We start from the raw sequence: 14,632 nt of genomic DNA on the forward strand, positions 1-14,632 counted from the left end.
GTCGCTCCGGTATTGGCGTGCAGTAAGCCGTATTAAACGGAGTGGTGTCGACCGTTAGCGGCGTCATCACGACCGATTCGGCCCAGACCAGCGACTGATTTGGCACACGCCAAATAACTCGTATGGGAACGTATCGACTAGAGTCCGGTGATGAACGATTCGTCGTCCGAGCCGGCCTCGAGTGCGGGGTCGAACCGGACCAGCGAGTTGGGGGTTCCCGAAATGGACTGCCCCTCGTGTGCGGGAAAGATAGAGCAAAGCATCGAGCGCCTCGAGGGAATCGAGAGTCTCGAAGCGCGCGTAACGAGTGGCCGCCTGATCGTCGAGTACGATCCGACGCGTACCGACGAGGGTGCAGTGTGCGAGCGCGTCCGCGCTGCCGGCTATGCGGTCGAGGCTACCGAATCCGAGCGCACGCTGTCGGTTCCGGGGATGGACTGTGCCTCCTGTGCGACGAAAGTCGAGAACGCGCTCGCGGACGTCGACGGGGTCGAGACGGTCGAGACGCGGCCGACGTCGGGGCGAGTTACAGTGACCGCAAGCGACGGGCTCGACGTCGATCCGGTCGTCGAGGCAATCGAGAGCGCGGGCTACGAGGCGACGCCGACGAGCGACGAGCGCGACCGCCTCGTCGAGAGTCGGACCGTCTGGAAGAGCCGGCGGGCACTTGGGATCGGCGTCGGCGCTGCCCTCGTGACCGCCGGGATGGCACTGAAGTTCGTCGTTCCCGCTCTCGACCCGGCGCTGTGGACGGTCGCGGGTCGAACGTACGCGCTCTCGCACCTGCTGTTTATCGCGGCCGTCGTGGTGGCCGGGACGCCGATCCTCCGGAACGGCTACTACTCCGCGCGCAATCGCAGCCTCGACATCGACTTCCTGATGAGCGTCGGCATCGTCGCCAGCGTGGCGGCCCACCATCCCTTCGAGGGGGCGTTGCTCGCCGTGCTGTTCTCGGTCGCGGAGCTGTTAGAACGCTTCTCGATGGATCGTGCGCGCGATTCCCTGCGCGAACTGATGGACCTCTCGCCCGAGACGGCGACCGTCGAACGCGCGGACGGCACCGAGGAGACGATTCCGGTCGACGACCTCGAGATCGGCGACCGCGTCGTCGTCCGTCCCGGAGAGAAGGTTCCGGCCGACGGAACGGTGCTCGCGGGCGAGAGCGCGGTCGATCAGTCGCCGATCACCGGCGAGAGCGTTCCCGCGGACAAGACACGCGGTGACGACGTCTACGCGGGAACGATCCTCGAGTCGGGCTACCTCGAGGTCGACGTCGAACGCGAAGCGGACGAGTCGACCATCGCCAAAATCGTTCGACTGGTCGAGGACGCCGAACGCGAGCAGACCGAACGCGAGCAGTTCATCGACCGGTTCGCGAGCGTCTACACGCCGGTCGTCGTCACCGTCGCGGTCGCGTTCGTCCTGGTGCCGCCCCTGGCGTTCGGCGCGTCCTGGAGTTACTGGTTTCTCGTCGGACTGACGCTGCTCGTGATCTCCTGTCCCTGCGCGCTGGTCATCTCGACGCCGGTCAGCGTCGTCTCCGGGATCACGGCCGCCGCGCGAAACGGCGTGCTCATCAAGGGCGGCCGTCACCTCGAGGCCGTCGGCGAGAGCGACGTCCTCGCGGTGGACAAGACCGGTACGCTGACCGAAGGCGACCTCACGGTGACCGACGTGATCCCGCTCGAGGGGGCCGACGAAGACGACGTGTTGGGCCGCGCGAGCGCCGCCGAACGGCGGAGCGAACACCCGATCGGTCGGGCGATCGTCGGCTACGCGGAGGAACGGGGGGTCGTCCCCGGTGTGGACGACGGAGCCGACGTCTCCGGTTTCGAGGCACTGACCGGTCGGGGGGTCCGGGCCGAAATCGACGGCACGACCCACTACGTCGGCAAGCCCGATCTGTTCGACGGCCTCGCGGACCTGGAACACGTCCACGCGACGACCGACGGCGGGGTCGAACTCGCGTCGATGGGGTACGAATCCACTCCCCAGTGCGAACGCGAGGGCTGTCTCGACGTGGTCGCGGACGTCGTCCCGAAACTCGAGGCCGAAGGGAAGACGGTCGTCGTCGTCGGAACCGAGGATCGACCGCTCGGCGTCGTCGCCGTCGCGGATCGGGTCCGGCCGGAGGCGAAGTGGGCGGTCGACCGCCTGCACGAGCAGGGCGTCCGCGTCGTCATGCTCACGGGCGACAACCAGGGGACCGCCCGCGCCATCGCGAACGAGGTCGGCATCGACGAGTACCACGCGGAGTTGCTCCCCGAAGAGAAACTCGAGTGGATTCGCCGACTCGAGGGGAGATCGGACGGAGTCGAAACCAGTTCGGACGCGGAAGGGAGCGAATCGGACCCCGGAGGCGAAATCGAGAACCGCCACGTCGCCATGGTCGGCGACGGCGTCAACGACGCGCCCGCGCTCGCGACCGCGACCGTCGGCATCGCGATGGGCGCGGCGGGAACCGACACCGCCCTCGAGACGGCGGACGTGGCGCTGATGGGCGACGACCTCACCCGACTGCCGTACCTCTTCGAACTCTCGAGTAAGGCAAACGGCGTCATCCGACAGAACATCTGGTCCAGCCTCGCCGTAAAGGCGGTGCTGGCGGCCGGAGCACCCGTCGGGATCGTCACGGTGATCCACGCGGTCGTCATCGGCGACATGGGAATGAGCCTCGGTGTGACCGGCAACGCGATGCGACTGGCGAACGTCGAACCAGAGACGCCGGCACAACTCGAGGCGGGCCGGCGGGACCGGTAGGCGGTCCCCACGCCGGTTGGCGATCGGACGCGTTCGAGTCGCGTTTCTCGAGAGAGGAATCGGTCGCTCACGAACGCGTTTCGACGTCCGGTGTGAGATTGGAGACTCACGAACGGATTCGCCCGATCACCCGCCGAATCGGCTCGAGGCCCGGGCGGCCGTCGTGCCACCAGAGCGCGACGCCGCCGACGAGGATCACGGCCTCGAGCCACAGCGTCGTCACCTCGACGCCGGCGACGGCTCCGAGCGTCTTCACGCCGGAGTACTCGGGCATCGGCGTGATCGGCCAGAACAGGAAGCCGAGTTCGTGGTAGTCGCCCGAGAGCACGTGCCACGGGACGTCGGTCGCGACGTGCGAGAGGTAGCCGATAGCGAACGCGACGCCGAGGAGTTCCCGTCCTCGAGCGCGGGTGACCACCCAGACCGCGAGGACGAGCGGGATCGCGAACAACAGCGAGTGCCCGACCGTTCGGGTGACCTCGACGACCCCCGCGGCGGCCAACGACTGGTCGAGCAGATCCGGCAGCGCTGCGCCGAAAATCGCGACGAGTGCGGGCAACTCGGCGGGTGACGTACCCCGAGTTGCCCGCGTGTAGCCTGCATAACAGAGGTAGCCGACGGCGAGGTGGACCACCGGTTGCATTCACGCCCGCTACGCGGTCCGTCGAAAAAGGCGTGACGACGGTCCCGACGCCCCAGCGGGTCCGCGACCGGTTCGGAACGAAAATCCATTTGTTCCATTATGTTCTCGAGGAACGTACGTCCCCGAAATCACTCGCCCCGGCCGCAATCGTCGCCCTCCTCGCGGGCGCTACGGAGGCGTTCGTCCGACACGCGACCGTTCTCGGAATCGAGGTGTTCGATCTCGGCGTCGAGGCGACCTCGCTGGTGGCACCCGGTGCGAACGCCGTTTCGTTGCTGGTCACGCCGATCGCCGTGTTCGCGGTCGGCTACCACTTCGCTCGAGCGGCCGACGACTATCGGGCGACCGCTTCCCTGGCGGCCGTCCTGTTTCTCGTCGCAGCCATCACCAGCGCCGCCGTACAGATCGGTCTCGGCCAGTACACCGCGAGTTCGTACGTCTCGGTCGGACACGGTGTCCTCGTCCACCTCGAGACAGCAGTCTCGACCGGCCTCGCCGTGACGGTCGCCGGACTCGCGGGCGTCGGCACGCACCTGGCCCGAAACGGCCCGGCGCGGCCCGACTCGGCCTCGAGTACAGGCGGCAGCTAATACCGGCTGTTCCGAGTCGTTACCGGTCGATCGTAACACGGCGGGCAATCGATCGACGATCAGTTATCGCCGACCACATCAGGCCTCGTACTCGGCCCAGACGTACCGCGTCGCGAGGCTCCGGTACGGTCGCCACGGCTCGGCGATCTCGCGCATCTCCGCTCGAGTCAACTCCTCGCCGTCGGCGTACAGTGTCTCGATGCCCCGACGAACCGCGAGGTCGCCGAGGGGGAGCACGTCGGGACGCTGGAGGACGAACACGAGGTACATTCGGGCGGTCCACGCGCCGACGCCCGTTATCTCCGTGAGCTCGTCGATCACCTCCTCGTTCGTGTGCCCGGCCAACCCCTCCCGCGTGAGGTCGCGTTCCCGGAACGCTCGCGCGGCGTTTTTCACGTAGTCGGCTTTCGTTCGCGAGAGGCCGGCTTCGAGTAACTCCTCCCGTGGAGCTGCGAGGACGGCCTCGGGAGTAACGGTTCCCTCGAGGACCTCGAACACCCGCTCGCGGACCGCCGCCGCGCTCGCCGTCGACAGCTGCTGGTTGATGATCGAGACGCACAAGCGCTCGTACTCGTCGACGTCCGGATCGAGCGGGTGAGGTTCGCGTCGATCGACGACCGCCGCCATCACGGGATCGGCCCGGAGGACTGATTCGGGATCGGTATCGGCAGTAGGATCGACCGTCATTCGCGTTCGACGGTGAGTTGGCTCGAGCGAATAAAAGCGCGTTGCTCGCGGTACGTGACAGGCCGGAGCGGACGCGTCGTCCCGGTCAGTTCCGGTGTTCGACCGGGGGATGTGATCCGCGACGACCGACCACCGGCGCGAACGTTACTCGAGATCGAACCGGTCGTGTTGCATCACTTTGCTCCAGGCGTCCACGAAGTCGCGTACGAACTTCTCCTCGGCGTCGGCGGCGGCGTAGACGTCCGCCGCGGCTCGAAGTCGGGAGTTCGAACCGAAGATGAGGTCCGCACGGGTCGCCGTCCACTCGAGTTCGCCCGTCTCGCGGTTTCGAAGCTCGAAGACCTCGCCATCTTCGGTGTCCGTTGGTGCTTCCCAGCCCATGATGTCCTGGGAGTCCTCGGCAGCCTCCCACTCGTAATCCATGTCGAGCAGGTTCACGAAGAAGTCGTTGGTCAACGCCTCCGGTCGGTCGGTGAGGACGCCGAGTTCGGAGTCCTGATAGGTCGCGTTCAGTGTACGCATCCCGCCGACCAGTACGGTCATCTCGGGCACCGTCAGGTCGAGCAGGTCGGCCTTATCGACCAGCAGCTCTTCCTGGGACTGGTCGGCCTCGTCGCTGTAGTAGTTACGGAACCCGTCAGCCGGGGGCTTGAGCGCCTCGAAGGAGTCGACGTCGGTCTGTTCCTGGGACGCGTCGGTGCGGCCCGGTTCGAACGGAACCGTCACGTCGTGGCCCGCGTCGGCCGCGGCCTCTTCGACGGCCGCGTTGCCGCCGAGCACGATCAGGTCGGCGAGCGAAACGCGTACGTCGTCGGATCGGGACCCGTTGAACTCCTCCTGGATCTCCTCGTAGGTCGAAAGCACCGTCTCGAGTTCCTCGGGTTCGTTGACTTCCCAGCTCTTCTGGGGCTCGAGGCGGATTCGTGCGCCGTTGGCACCGCCGCGCTTGTCGCTGTCGCGGTAGGTCGACGCCGACGCCCAGGCGGTCTTGACGAGCTGGGAGATCGAAAGCTCCGAGGCCAGGATCGTCTCTTTGAGTTCGGCGATCTCCTCGTCGCCGATCAGGTCGTAGTCGGCGTCGGGGATGGGATCCTGCCAGAGCATCTCCTCGTCCGGCACTTCCGGACCGAGGAAGCGGTCCGTCGGACCCATGTCGCGGTGGATCAGCTTGTACCAGGCTCTCGCGAACGCATCCTGGAACTCGGCGGGGTTCTCCTGGAACCGCTCGATGATTTCCCGGTAGTCGGGGTCGCGCTTGAGCGCGATGTCCGTCGTCAGCATCATGACGTCCTCTTTTTCGTCCGGATCCTCGGCACCCGGCGCGGCCTCGTCGAGTTCGCCGTTTTGCGTCGTCCACTGCCAGGCACCGCCGGGTCCCTTCTGGGGCCACCACTTGTACTCGAGCAAGTTGTCGATGTAGCCCATATCCCACTGGGTCGGCGTGGCGTTCCACGGTCCTTCGATTCCGCTGGTGATCGTGTCGGCTCCCTTCCCGGAGCCGTGGCTACTCTCCCAGCCGAGCCCCTGCTGGTCGATCGGGGCCCCCTCGGGCTCCGGACCGACGTGCTCGTCGGGATCGGACGCACCGTGGACCTTCCCGAACGTGTGGCCGCCGGCGATGAGCGCGGCCGTCTCCTCGTCGTCCATCGCCATCAGGCCGAACGACTCCCGGATTCGTTCCGCGGACTTCTCCGGGTCCGGCTCGCCGTCCGGTCCCTCCGGATTCACGTAGATCAGGCCCATGACGGTGGCGGCGAGCGTTCCTTCGAGTCCACCCTCCTCGTCGAAGCGATCGGACGCTTCCCACTCGTCTTCGGGACCCCAGTCGACGGCGTCGTCGGGCTGGTAGTCGTCTTCGCGTCCGCCGGCGAAGCCGAACGTCTCGAATCCCATCGACTCGAGGGCGACGTTCCCGGCCAGGACGATCAGGTCGCCCCACGAGAGTTTGCGGCCGTACTTCTGTTTGACGGGCCAGAGCAATCGGCGCGCTTTATCGAGGTTCGCGTTGTCCGGCCAGCTGTTGAGCGGAGCGAACCGCTGTCGGCCGCCGGAGGCACCGCCACGACCGTCGCTCGTTCGGTACGTGCCGGCGCTGTGCCACGCCATCCGGATGAAAAGCGGTCCGTAGTGGCCGTAGTCGGCCGGCCACCACTCCTGTGACGTCGTCATGACGTCCTCGATATCCGCTTTCACTTCGTCGAGGTCGAGGGATTCGAACTCCTCGGCGTAGTCGAAGTCCTCGTCCATCGGGTCGGACGGACGAACGTTCTGATCGAGCATGGAAACGCTCAATCGGTTCGGCCACCAGTCACGGTTTGATCCAGTCATCACCCGGCAATTGCTGGCTTCCCCTATTAAGATTGTCTAACTCGGTAACGAAGTCTCCGAATGAAGAAAAACTTTCTTTCGGATCAGTGAATTTTCTGCCGGCAAGAAAGATCGATCGGACGAACGATGGAAATCGGGACTCTCACGCATGCGAACGTCGCGTCACCCTCGGCGAGGCCAGTTCGAGGCGAAATCAAAGTTGCTATGTCCCCCTCGAACCGTGTAGTGTACATAGAATGGTACGTGCCAGCGTCATTGGGTGTGGAAACATGGGGAGTGCCCTCGTACGGGGCCTCTCGAGAACCGGGAATCACACGGTGATCGCGTGTGACGTCGACCCGGACGCTCTCGAGTCGGTAGCCGAAGACTGTGCGGAAACGACGACGGATCCGGCGGCGGCGGCGGCCGACGCCGACATCGTCTTCGTCGCGGTCAAGCCGGGCCTGGTCGTCGACGTCGTCAGCGAACTCGATCTCTCGCCGGAACAGACGCTCGTCTCTATCGCAGCCGGCGTTCCCACGACCGTCCTCGAGGAGTATACGGACGCGACGCTCGTCCGGATCATGCCGAATCTCGCCGCCGAAACGGGCAACATGGCGGCGGCCGCGACCGGAGCCGACATTCCCGACGACGTCGAGGCGGCCCTCGACGACGTCGGGGAGTTCGTCGAAGTGGACGAGGCCCAGATGGATATCGCGACGGCGGTCAACGGAAGCGGCCCCGCGTTCGTCTTCTATCTGATCGGCGCGATGAAAGACGCTGGCGTGGACGCGGGCCTCGAACCGGAGGACGCCGAGGTCCTCGCCGCACAGACGTTCAAAGGGGCCGCGGAGACGGTTCTGCGCTCGGACGCGAGTATCGACGAACTGATCGACGCGGTCTGTTCGCCGAAGGGAACGACGATCGAGGGAATGGAGGTCCTCTGGGACAGCACGGTCGGGGAAACGGTCGGCGAAGCCGTGACAGCGGCCGAAACGCGCTCTGCGGAGTTAAGACGGGAGTTCGACGATGAATGAAACTGTCGAACTGAGCGTCCTCGAGGAGACCAGACAGCTCGCGGCCGACGCCGACCGGGCCGTCGTCAAAGCCGGAACGAACTCGCTGACCGACGACGAATCGAATCTGGACGACGAGAAACTCGACAAACTCGTCGACGACGTCGTCGACCTGCTCGAACGGGAGACGGAAGTCATCCTCGTCTCCTCCGGTGCGGTCGGCGCTGGCAAGGGTCGCGTCGATTACTCCGCCGATACCGTCGAGGAGTCCCAGGCACTGTCGACCGTGGGGCAGTCTCATCTTATGCGCCGGTACACGGAGAGCTTCGAGCGCTACGACCGAAAGGTCGCCCAGGTCCTGCTCACCCAGAACGACCTCGATAACCCCGATCGGTTCACGAACTTCAAGAACACGATCGAAACGCTACTCGAGTGGGACATCGTCCCGATCATCAACGAAAACGACGCGGTCGCGACGGAGGAGATCCGGATCGGCGACAACGACATGCTGTCGTCGTCGGTCGCCATCGGCGTCGATAGCGACCTGCTGGTCACGCTCACCGACGTCGGCGGTGTCTATACGGGCAATCCGAAAGAAGATCCTGCCGCCGAGAAGATCGAGGCCGTCGGCCGCAACTACGACGAGGTGCGGGAGCTCGTCGAGGACAGCTCGAGCAGCCAGTTCGGGGGAATTCGGACGAAAGTCGACGGCGCACGGTCCGTCAGCGAACACGGTATTCCGGCGGTCATCGCCCGCTCGACCGAACCCGACGTCCTCGAGAAGATCGCTGCTGGGAAGAGGGTCGGGACCGTATTCGTCCCGACGAACGGTGTGATCGATGACTGAGAAAGCTACCGAAACGAAAGTCGATGAGGCACAGTCCGCCGCGCTGGAACTCGCGAAGTACTCCGACGAGCGCCGATCGGACGGCCTGTACGCGATCGCAGACGCCATCGAGGCGAGCCACGAGGCGATCCTCGAGGCGAACGAGGTCGACGTGGCGGAAGCAGAAACGATGCTCGAGGCCGGCGAGTACAGTCAGGCGCTGGTCGACCGGCTGAAACTGACGCCGACGAAACTCGAGAGTATCGCGGAGATGGTTCGCAGCGTCGCCGAACAGGACGATCCGCTCGGGAAGACCCAGACCGCTCGCAAGCTCGACGACGGCCTCGAACTCTACGAGCAAACGGTACCGATCGGCGTCGTGGGGACGATCTTCGAGTCCCGTCCGGACGCGCTCGTCCAGATCGCCGCGCTCGCGCTCAAGTCCGGAAACGCGGTCATCCTGAAAGGCGGCAGCGAGGCAAGCGAGTCCAACAGAGTGCTGTACGAGATCATCCGGGAGGCGACGGCGGACGCGCCCGACGGGTGGGCACAGCTCATCGAAGCCCGGGCCGACGTCGACACAATCCTCGAGATGGACGACGCGATCGACCTCGTCATGCCGCGGGGAAGCTCCGAGTTCGTCCGCTACATCCAAGACAACACGAGCATCCCCGTCCTCGGCCACACCGAGGGCGTCTGTCACGTCTACGTCGACAGCGAGGCCGACCTCGAGATGGCGACGGAGGTCGCCTACGACGCGAAAGTCCAGTATCCGGCGGTCTGTAACGCGGTCGAAACCCTGCTGGTCCACGAGGACGTCGCCGAGACGTTCCTTCCCGAGGCCGTCGACCGGTACGAAGCGGCCGACGTCGAACTCCGCGGCGACGAGCGAACCCGCGAAATCGTCGACGTCGAGAGCGCGACCGAGGAGGACTGGTCGACGGAGTACGGCGACCTGATCCTCTCGATTCGCGTCGTCAACTCCCTCGAGGCGGCGCTCGATCACATCACCACCTACGGCTCCAAGCACACGGAGTCGATCCTGACCGAAGACGGAGATCGTGCGAGCACCTTCATGCGGAGTCTCGACTCCGCGAGCGTCTTTCACAACGCCTCGACACGGTTCAGCGACGGCTACCGCTTCGGCCTCGGCGCGGAGGTCGGCATCAGCACCGGCAAGATCCACGCTCGCGGCCCGGTCGGACTCGAGGGCCTGACGACCTACCAGTACTACCTCGAGGGCGACGGACAGTGCGTGGGGACGTACGCGGGTGCGGACGGAAAGGAGTATCTCCACGAGGACTTCGACGGGACGTGGACCCCCGGTTCCCGCTCGGAGTGACGCGAGGGTCTACTCGACCATCAGGTGGGTTACTCGACGATCAGATAGTCGTCGAGCGATTGAACGCGTCCGGCGGGGACGAGCAACGTTCCGTCGTCGGTGGTCTCGAAGCGTGTGACGTCGTCACTTTTCGGATCGACGAGGACGTACTCGAGTGCGCCGGTTTCGACGTTCATCGAGACGTTGTGGACCGTGCCGAGTTCTTTGCCGTCCGTTCCCATCACCGGCTTGGTGGAGAGCGTGGATGCGAGGACCGTCGTCATGCGAGGACCTGTTAGTGAGACTGGTCAATAAACCGATCGGAATCGGCCGGTCGCGGATCGGATGAAAACCGGGAGGCGGCCGGTCGTTTCAACTTCGAGGGTCGGTACTACTCCTCTTCTTCAGGCGTGTCCGGGGCGTCGCGGTCCGTTCGGCGACTGACGTCCACGCGGTAGTTCTCTAAGATGTCCCGGCCGAGCAAGACGGGATAGTCCATGTGATTGCGATCCTCGACGCTCGCGGTGACGGTGTGCTGGTTGCCGCCGACGCCGACGACGACGTCGACAACTGGCCGACTCTTCGCCGTTTTGGAGCTTCCGGAGCGGATTCGCGTAATCGACTTGATCGGTCCGGCACCGATGTCGGCTGCGAGTGCGGTGTCGATGCTCGTCCGCGTCGCACCCGTGTCTGACTTTGCGAGGGTGGTTTTCGACCCGCTCGTTCCCGAGAGAACGATCTCCTCGGTGTAGCCGATGATGGCGGGTTCTTCCTGGGGTTTCGTCGTCTGGACCGGCTGGGCGATCGGCTGGGAATCGTCGAGGACCGCCGACAGCTCCTCGACCCGCTCGTCGTCGACCTCGCCGCCGGCGCGTTCGATCGCGAGTTTTGCGATGTGCGGGGCGGGGCTGACGTGCGTGGCCTCGTACAGCCCTTTGAAGCCGGCCGTCGGGTTGACCTCGAGGACGAACCAGCCCTCGTCGCTCTCGACGAGATCCACACCCGCGTAGTCGAGATCGACTGCTTCCGCCGCACGCCGAGCGAGGTCTTCGACCTCGGCGGGTAGATCTTCGGTCGCGTTTTCGACGGAGCCGCCCAGTGCCACGTTCGTCCGCCAGTCGTTGTCCGGTGCGTACCGGTACATCGCGCTGATAATTTCTCCGTCGACGACGTACACCCGGACGTCGCGGTGTCTGACGTCCTCGCGGTCGACGAGTTCTTGCAAGAACGCGTACCGATTTCCGACTTTCGCGTTGACGGGATCGTTTCGGCCGACTTTCCAGGTGCCGCCACCGTGAGTTCCGATCGCGGTTTTGTACACCGCCTCGTCGCCGTAGCGCCCGCGGGCGGCGTTTAACTGTTCGCTGTTGAGTGCGAGCGTGACGTCGGGAGTGCGAACGTCGTTCGCCGCGAGCGTCGTCGCCGTCGAGAGCTTGTGAATCGCCGTCAGGACCGAGGCGGGTTCGTTGAGCGTCGGAACGAGTTGGGCGAACGTGTTCGCGAGTCCGAGATCCTCCGCGGGCTGTTCGGTGTTCGAGAGCAGCATTCGGTTCGCGATCACGTCGACCGACGGCTCGAGGACGACGCTCCCGTCGGAGACGCTGACGGAGGTGTTTTCGGTCCGAAGCCACTCCGTGTCGTGGCCGAGCGCTTCGACGGCGTTCAGTATCGCTTTCGTTTCCTTGCTGACGTGCAAACTGAGAACCCCGACAGTGACGGGATCAGAAGTGGTCATACCTGAGATACACAAGACGATCGGATAAGTATTCCCAGTTGACTGCACGTAGGGACGCTGTTCCCGAAGATCGTTCCCCGAAATCAACCGATAACCGACCGGACTTCCTGTGGGTCGACGAGACCGCTGACGACGACGAGGACGGCCCACGTGAGCGCGCCGAGTCCGATCGCGCCGAACAGCGTCGGGAGACTCGAGATCGTCGGTGCCACGAACAACACGGCAGCCGCCATCACGCCGGTAATTCCACAGATTAGCCCCATCGAGCGGGCCACCTGTTCGACGCGAAGTGAAAGCTCGGCGTGGACGATGTAGACGTTCACTGCGACGTACACCGAGTGGGTCGCGACGGTGGCGATCGCCGCACCGACCACGCCGATCGTCGGAATGAGTATCAGGTTCAGGACGAAGTTAGCCGCGGCCGTTCCCCCTTTCGCGATGGCACGCGACCGGGCACGCCCGAGGTAGTCGAGACTGTCGCTCGTCAGGTTCGTGATCGCCTGCAGGACGACGAACCCCGCGAGAATCTGTAACACCGGAACCGCACCCGCGTAGTCGGCCCCGAAAATCATCGTGATAAACGGCTCCGCGACGATCACGATCCCGGCCGCAGCCGGCACGTACAACATCATCGTCTGCGTGAGCGACGTCTCGTAGATCCGACGCGCCTGCTCGAGGCTGCCCGATGCCTTCTGCTCGCCGAAGTTCGGCGAGATCGTAAACCCGAGCGCTTCTGCCGGCGCGAGCAGGAAGTCCGTGATCTGCTTGCCGAGCGTGTAGAAGGCGACTGCCGCGGGCGTCAAAAAGACCCCGACGAGAACGGTGTCGATCTGTTTGTCCACGACGTTGGCGCTTCGCGTCGCCGTCAGGGGGACGCTGTACTCGAGGAGTCGTCGCGAAAGGCCGGATTCGTACTCGTCGGCCGGTTCGTACCGTCGGTAGAAGCGCTCGTAGAGGATCGTCAGCCCGACGGCGGCGGCGATGGCGTAGCCGACGACGTAGCCGAACAGCGCGCCGAGCGCGCCGAACCCCGCGAGGACGAACGCGACGGCGAAGACGAGCCTGAAGAGTCCGCTGATCGCCTGGATCGCGGCGCTGTACCCAAGCTCGTTGAACCCCTGAAAGGAGATCTGCGTGAAGACGTTAAAGGAGTTGGCGACGATGTAGATGACGCCCGCAGCGAGAAACGGTGCTGCACTCGGATCGCCCAGAAGGACGGCGATCTGCTCGTAAAAGAGCAACAGGCAGGTCGAGACGATTCCGATGATGACGAGTTTGAAGACGATAGTCGACCGCAGCAGGTGAGGAATCTGGCCCGAATCCTTCTCGCTGTACTCGGAAATGTAGCGCGCGGCCGACTTTCCCAGGCCGACGTCGGCGAGCAACTGAACGACGGCGAGGATGCCGATCGCCCAGTACAGCGCGCCGTAGCCGTCCGGGTCCAGCAGGTATCGTGCGAGGACGAACATCAACAGCGCGCTCGAAATCATGTAGATCGCGCGAGCGACGAGCGTCGCTTTGAAGCCGCGAACGATGTGTTCTCTGGTACTCATAGCATCATCTCCGACGGATGGTACCGGCCCGCAGATCGCACCGAGCGATACTGTCGGACGGAAGTCAATGACGAGAGTTCGCCGGCGTGGTGCGGCGTATTCTCACGATGGTTCTGTCCGGCAGTATACTATCTCGATTATCGAAGTGATGGATTGTAATGCGGAGACAACAGCCGGCCCGGATCGACCAACGCGCGCCTACACCGATCGGAGTGAGCGACCGATCGCAACTCGATGGAGAGAAGCGTCTACGAGGGGGTGTACGGTCCGGCTACCGGTAGTAGGGTCGTATTTGGTTTCCAGGCCGCGGGGACGACGATGCGCCGTTCAAACCGCGACAGCAACGAATTCGTCGGGTGACCGGTCGCCCCACTACAGGTACGACGAGTCCCACCGCGTCGCTTTTCGCCGATTTCCACACTCGTTGCACTCGACCCGCCCCATCGAATCCATCGCGTTGTCGATCGAGTTGCAGTTGCCACAGAGCAAGGCGTAGCGCTTCGCGCGGTCGTCGCTCTCGTAGGCGGTGTAAAACGGCGCTTTCGATCCGCGGGCGGCCTCGCCGTAACTGACGTACACCGTCTCGCCGTCGATCTCGAGTTCGTCGACCGCACCCCATCCCTCGTCCTCGAGGTCGGCCTCGACGTAGACGTTCTCGGTGAACGTCTCGTCGCCGATGTCGACCTCGTTCTTACCCGCCCGTTCGAACCCGTGATTCCGGTAGAACTCGTTGCCGCCCTCGTTGTCCTCGAGGACGAAACACTGGATCCGTTCGGCCCCCTTCTCGAGGAGTTTCTCCCGCGTCCGGACGAGCAGGCGAACGCCGATCCCGCTGCCGCGGTGGTCGGGACCGATGTGGAGCCAGAGGACGCGCCCGCTGCGGTGTTGGGACCCGATCAGATCGTTCTGGGAGAAGCCGACGACCTCGCCGTCACGTTCGACGACGAGCACGAGCGATCGCTCGTCGGTGAGTTCGTCGCCGAAGGACTCCCCGTACCACTGCGCTATCGCGTCGTCGACGGTGTCTGCATCGAGGAAATCTGTGTACGTCGAACGGAGCGAACGCTGGGCGATCGACCGAATGGCGTCGACGTCCGAGTCGGTGGCCTCACGAATGTCCATGCCCTCCTGTAGCATGGCATCGTACAAAACGTATGCTGTCGATCGCAAGCGTGGCAACGGATCGATCGGTCG

At 64.6% G+C, this 14,632-nt stretch carries 12 protein-coding genes; 5 read left to right on the forward strand and 7 right to left on the reverse strand.

Translation table 11 applies throughout. The features are described from left to right. The first annotated feature begins 150 nt into the window (after positions 1-150). Complete coding sequence (locus EA473_RS15500) at positions 151-2,760, forward strand: heavy metal translocating P-type ATPase (RefSeq protein ID WP_124196564.1); 2,610 nt, start codon at positions 151-153, stop codon at positions 2,758-2,760. Positions 2,761-2,866: 106 nt separating this feature from the next. Here the strand turns inward: EA473_RS15500 and EA473_RS15505 are convergent, their stop codons facing one another. Further along, positions 2,867-3,403: a metal-dependent hydrolase gene (locus EA473_RS15505; protein WP_124196565.1), complete on the reverse strand. Its 537-nt coding sequence runs from the start codon at positions 3,401-3,403 to the stop codon at positions 2,867-2,869. A gap of 32 nt (positions 3,404-3,435) precedes the next feature. On the opposite strand from EA473_RS15505, the gene EA473_RS15510 reads away from it, so the two are divergent. After that, complete coding sequence (locus tag EA473_RS15510) at positions 3,436-3,993, forward strand: hypothetical protein (RefSeq protein ID WP_124196566.1); 558 nt, start codon at positions 3,436-3,438, stop codon at positions 3,991-3,993. Positions 3,994-4,071: 78 nt separating this feature from the next. On the opposite strand, the gene EA473_RS15515 is transcribed toward EA473_RS15510, so the two are convergent. Continuing rightward, a complete protein-coding gene (locus EA473_RS15515; RefSeq protein ID WP_124196567.1) occupies positions 4,072-4,680 on the reverse strand; it encodes a DNA-3-methyladenine glycosylase family protein in 609 nt (202 codons plus the stop codon). A 144-nt stretch (positions 4,681-4,824) separates the two neighbouring features. After that, positions 4,825-7,008 carry a catalase/peroxidase HPI gene (gene katG, locus EA473_RS15520; protein ID WP_124196568.1) on the reverse strand — a complete coding sequence of 728 codons (2,184 nt, stop codon included), beginning with the start codon at positions 7,006-7,008 and terminating at the stop codon, positions 4,825-4,827. A 236-nt stretch (positions 7,009-7,244) separates the two neighbouring features. Here katG and proC point away from each other — a divergent pair, with 236 nt between their 5' ends. From proC to EA473_RS15535, 3 genes are read left to right on the forward strand one after another with little or no spacing between them, the layout of a single operon-like run. Then, on the forward strand, positions 7,245-8,024 hold the full coding sequence (gene proC / locus EA473_RS15525) for a pyrroline-5-carboxylate reductase (protein ID WP_124196569.1): 780 nt from the start codon (positions 7,245-7,247) through the stop codon (positions 8,022-8,024). Then, the gene (gene proB / locus EA473_RS15530) at positions 8,017-8,850 is read left to right on the forward strand and encodes a glutamate 5-kinase (protein WP_124196570.1); all 834 of its coding nucleotides are present in this window, start codon (positions 8,017-8,019) and stop codon (positions 8,848-8,850) included. Before proC ends, proB begins: the two co-directional genes overlap by 8 nt. Further along, positions 8,843-10,171: a glutamate-5-semialdehyde dehydrogenase gene (locus tag EA473_RS15535; RefSeq protein WP_124196571.1), complete on the forward strand. Its 1,329-nt coding sequence runs from the start codon at positions 8,843-8,845 to the stop codon at positions 10,169-10,171. Before proB ends, EA473_RS15535 begins: the two co-directional genes overlap by 8 nt. Before the next feature lie 29 nt (positions 10,172-10,200). On the opposite strand, the gene EA473_RS15540 is transcribed toward EA473_RS15535, so the two are convergent. The 4 genes from EA473_RS15540 to EA473_RS15555 form a co-directional block, all read right to left on the reverse strand. After that, a complete protein-coding gene (locus EA473_RS15540; RefSeq protein WP_124196572.1) occupies positions 10,201-10,434 on the reverse strand; it encodes a PRC-barrel domain-containing protein in 234 nt (77 codons plus the stop codon). 107 nt (positions 10,435-10,541) lie between these two features. Beyond that, a complete protein-coding gene (locus EA473_RS15545; RefSeq protein WP_124196573.1) occupies positions 10,542-11,885 on the reverse strand; it encodes a RimK family alpha-L-glutamate ligase in 1,344 nt (447 codons plus the stop codon). An 83-nt stretch (positions 11,886-11,968) separates the two neighbouring features. Further along, a complete protein-coding gene (locus EA473_RS15550) occupies positions 11,969-13,438 on the reverse strand; it encodes a flippase (RefSeq protein ID WP_124196574.1) in 1,470 nt (489 codons plus the stop codon). A gap of 372 nt (positions 13,439-13,810) precedes the next feature. Then, complete coding sequence (locus EA473_RS15555; protein WP_124196575.1) at positions 13,811-14,560, reverse strand: GNAT family N-acetyltransferase; 750 nt, start codon at positions 14,558-14,560, stop codon at positions 13,811-13,813. Positions 14,561-14,632: the final 72 nt, after the last annotated feature.

Source organism: Natrarchaeobius chitinivorans, from assembly GCF_003841505.1.
GTDB classification, from domain to species: Archaea; Halobacteriota; Halobacteria; order Halobacteriales; family Natrialbaceae; genus Natrarchaeobius; species Natrarchaeobius chitinivorans.

Bases quoted from the DNA above. Each gene is read 5' to 3' on its own strand.
- EA473_RS15515 (WP_124196567.1), bottom strand. From the start codon at position 4,680: ATGACGGTCGATCCTACTGCCGATACCGATCCCGAATCAGTCCTCCGG.
- EA473_RS15555 (WP_124196575.1), bottom strand. From the start codon at position 14,560: ATGGACATTCGTGAGGCCACCGACTCGGACGTCGACGCCATTCGGTCG.
- EA473_RS15500 (WP_124196564.1), top strand. From the start codon at position 151: ATGAACGATTCGTCGTCCGAGCCGGCCTCGAGTGCGGGGTCGAACCGG.
- katG (WP_124196568.1), bottom strand. From the start codon at position 7,008: ATGACTGGATCAAACCGTGACTGGTGGCCGAACCGATTGAGCGTTTCC.
- EA473_RS15505 (WP_124196565.1), bottom strand. From the start codon at position 3,403: ATGCAACCGGTGGTCCACCTCGCCGTCGGCTACCTCTGTTATGCAGGC.
- proC (WP_124196569.1), top strand. From the start codon at position 7,245: ATGGTACGTGCCAGCGTCATTGGGTGTGGAAACATGGGGAGTGCCCTC.
- proB (WP_124196570.1), top strand. From the start codon at position 8,017: ATGAATGAAACTGTCGAACTGAGCGTCCTCGAGGAGACCAGACAGCTC.
- EA473_RS15550 (WP_124196574.1), bottom strand. From the start codon at position 13,438: ATGAGTACCAGAGAACACATCGTTCGCGGCTTCAAAGCGACGCTCGTC.
- EA473_RS15545 (WP_124196573.1), bottom strand. From the start codon at position 11,885: ATGACCACTTCTGATCCCGTCACTGTCGGGGTTCTCAGTTTGCACGTC.
- EA473_RS15540 (WP_124196572.1), bottom strand. From the start codon at position 10,434: ATGACGACGGTCCTCGCATCCACGCTCTCCACCAAGCCGGTGATGGGA.
- EA473_RS15535 (WP_124196571.1), top strand. From the start codon at position 8,843: ATGACTGAGAAAGCTACCGAAACGAAAGTCGATGAGGCACAGTCCGCC.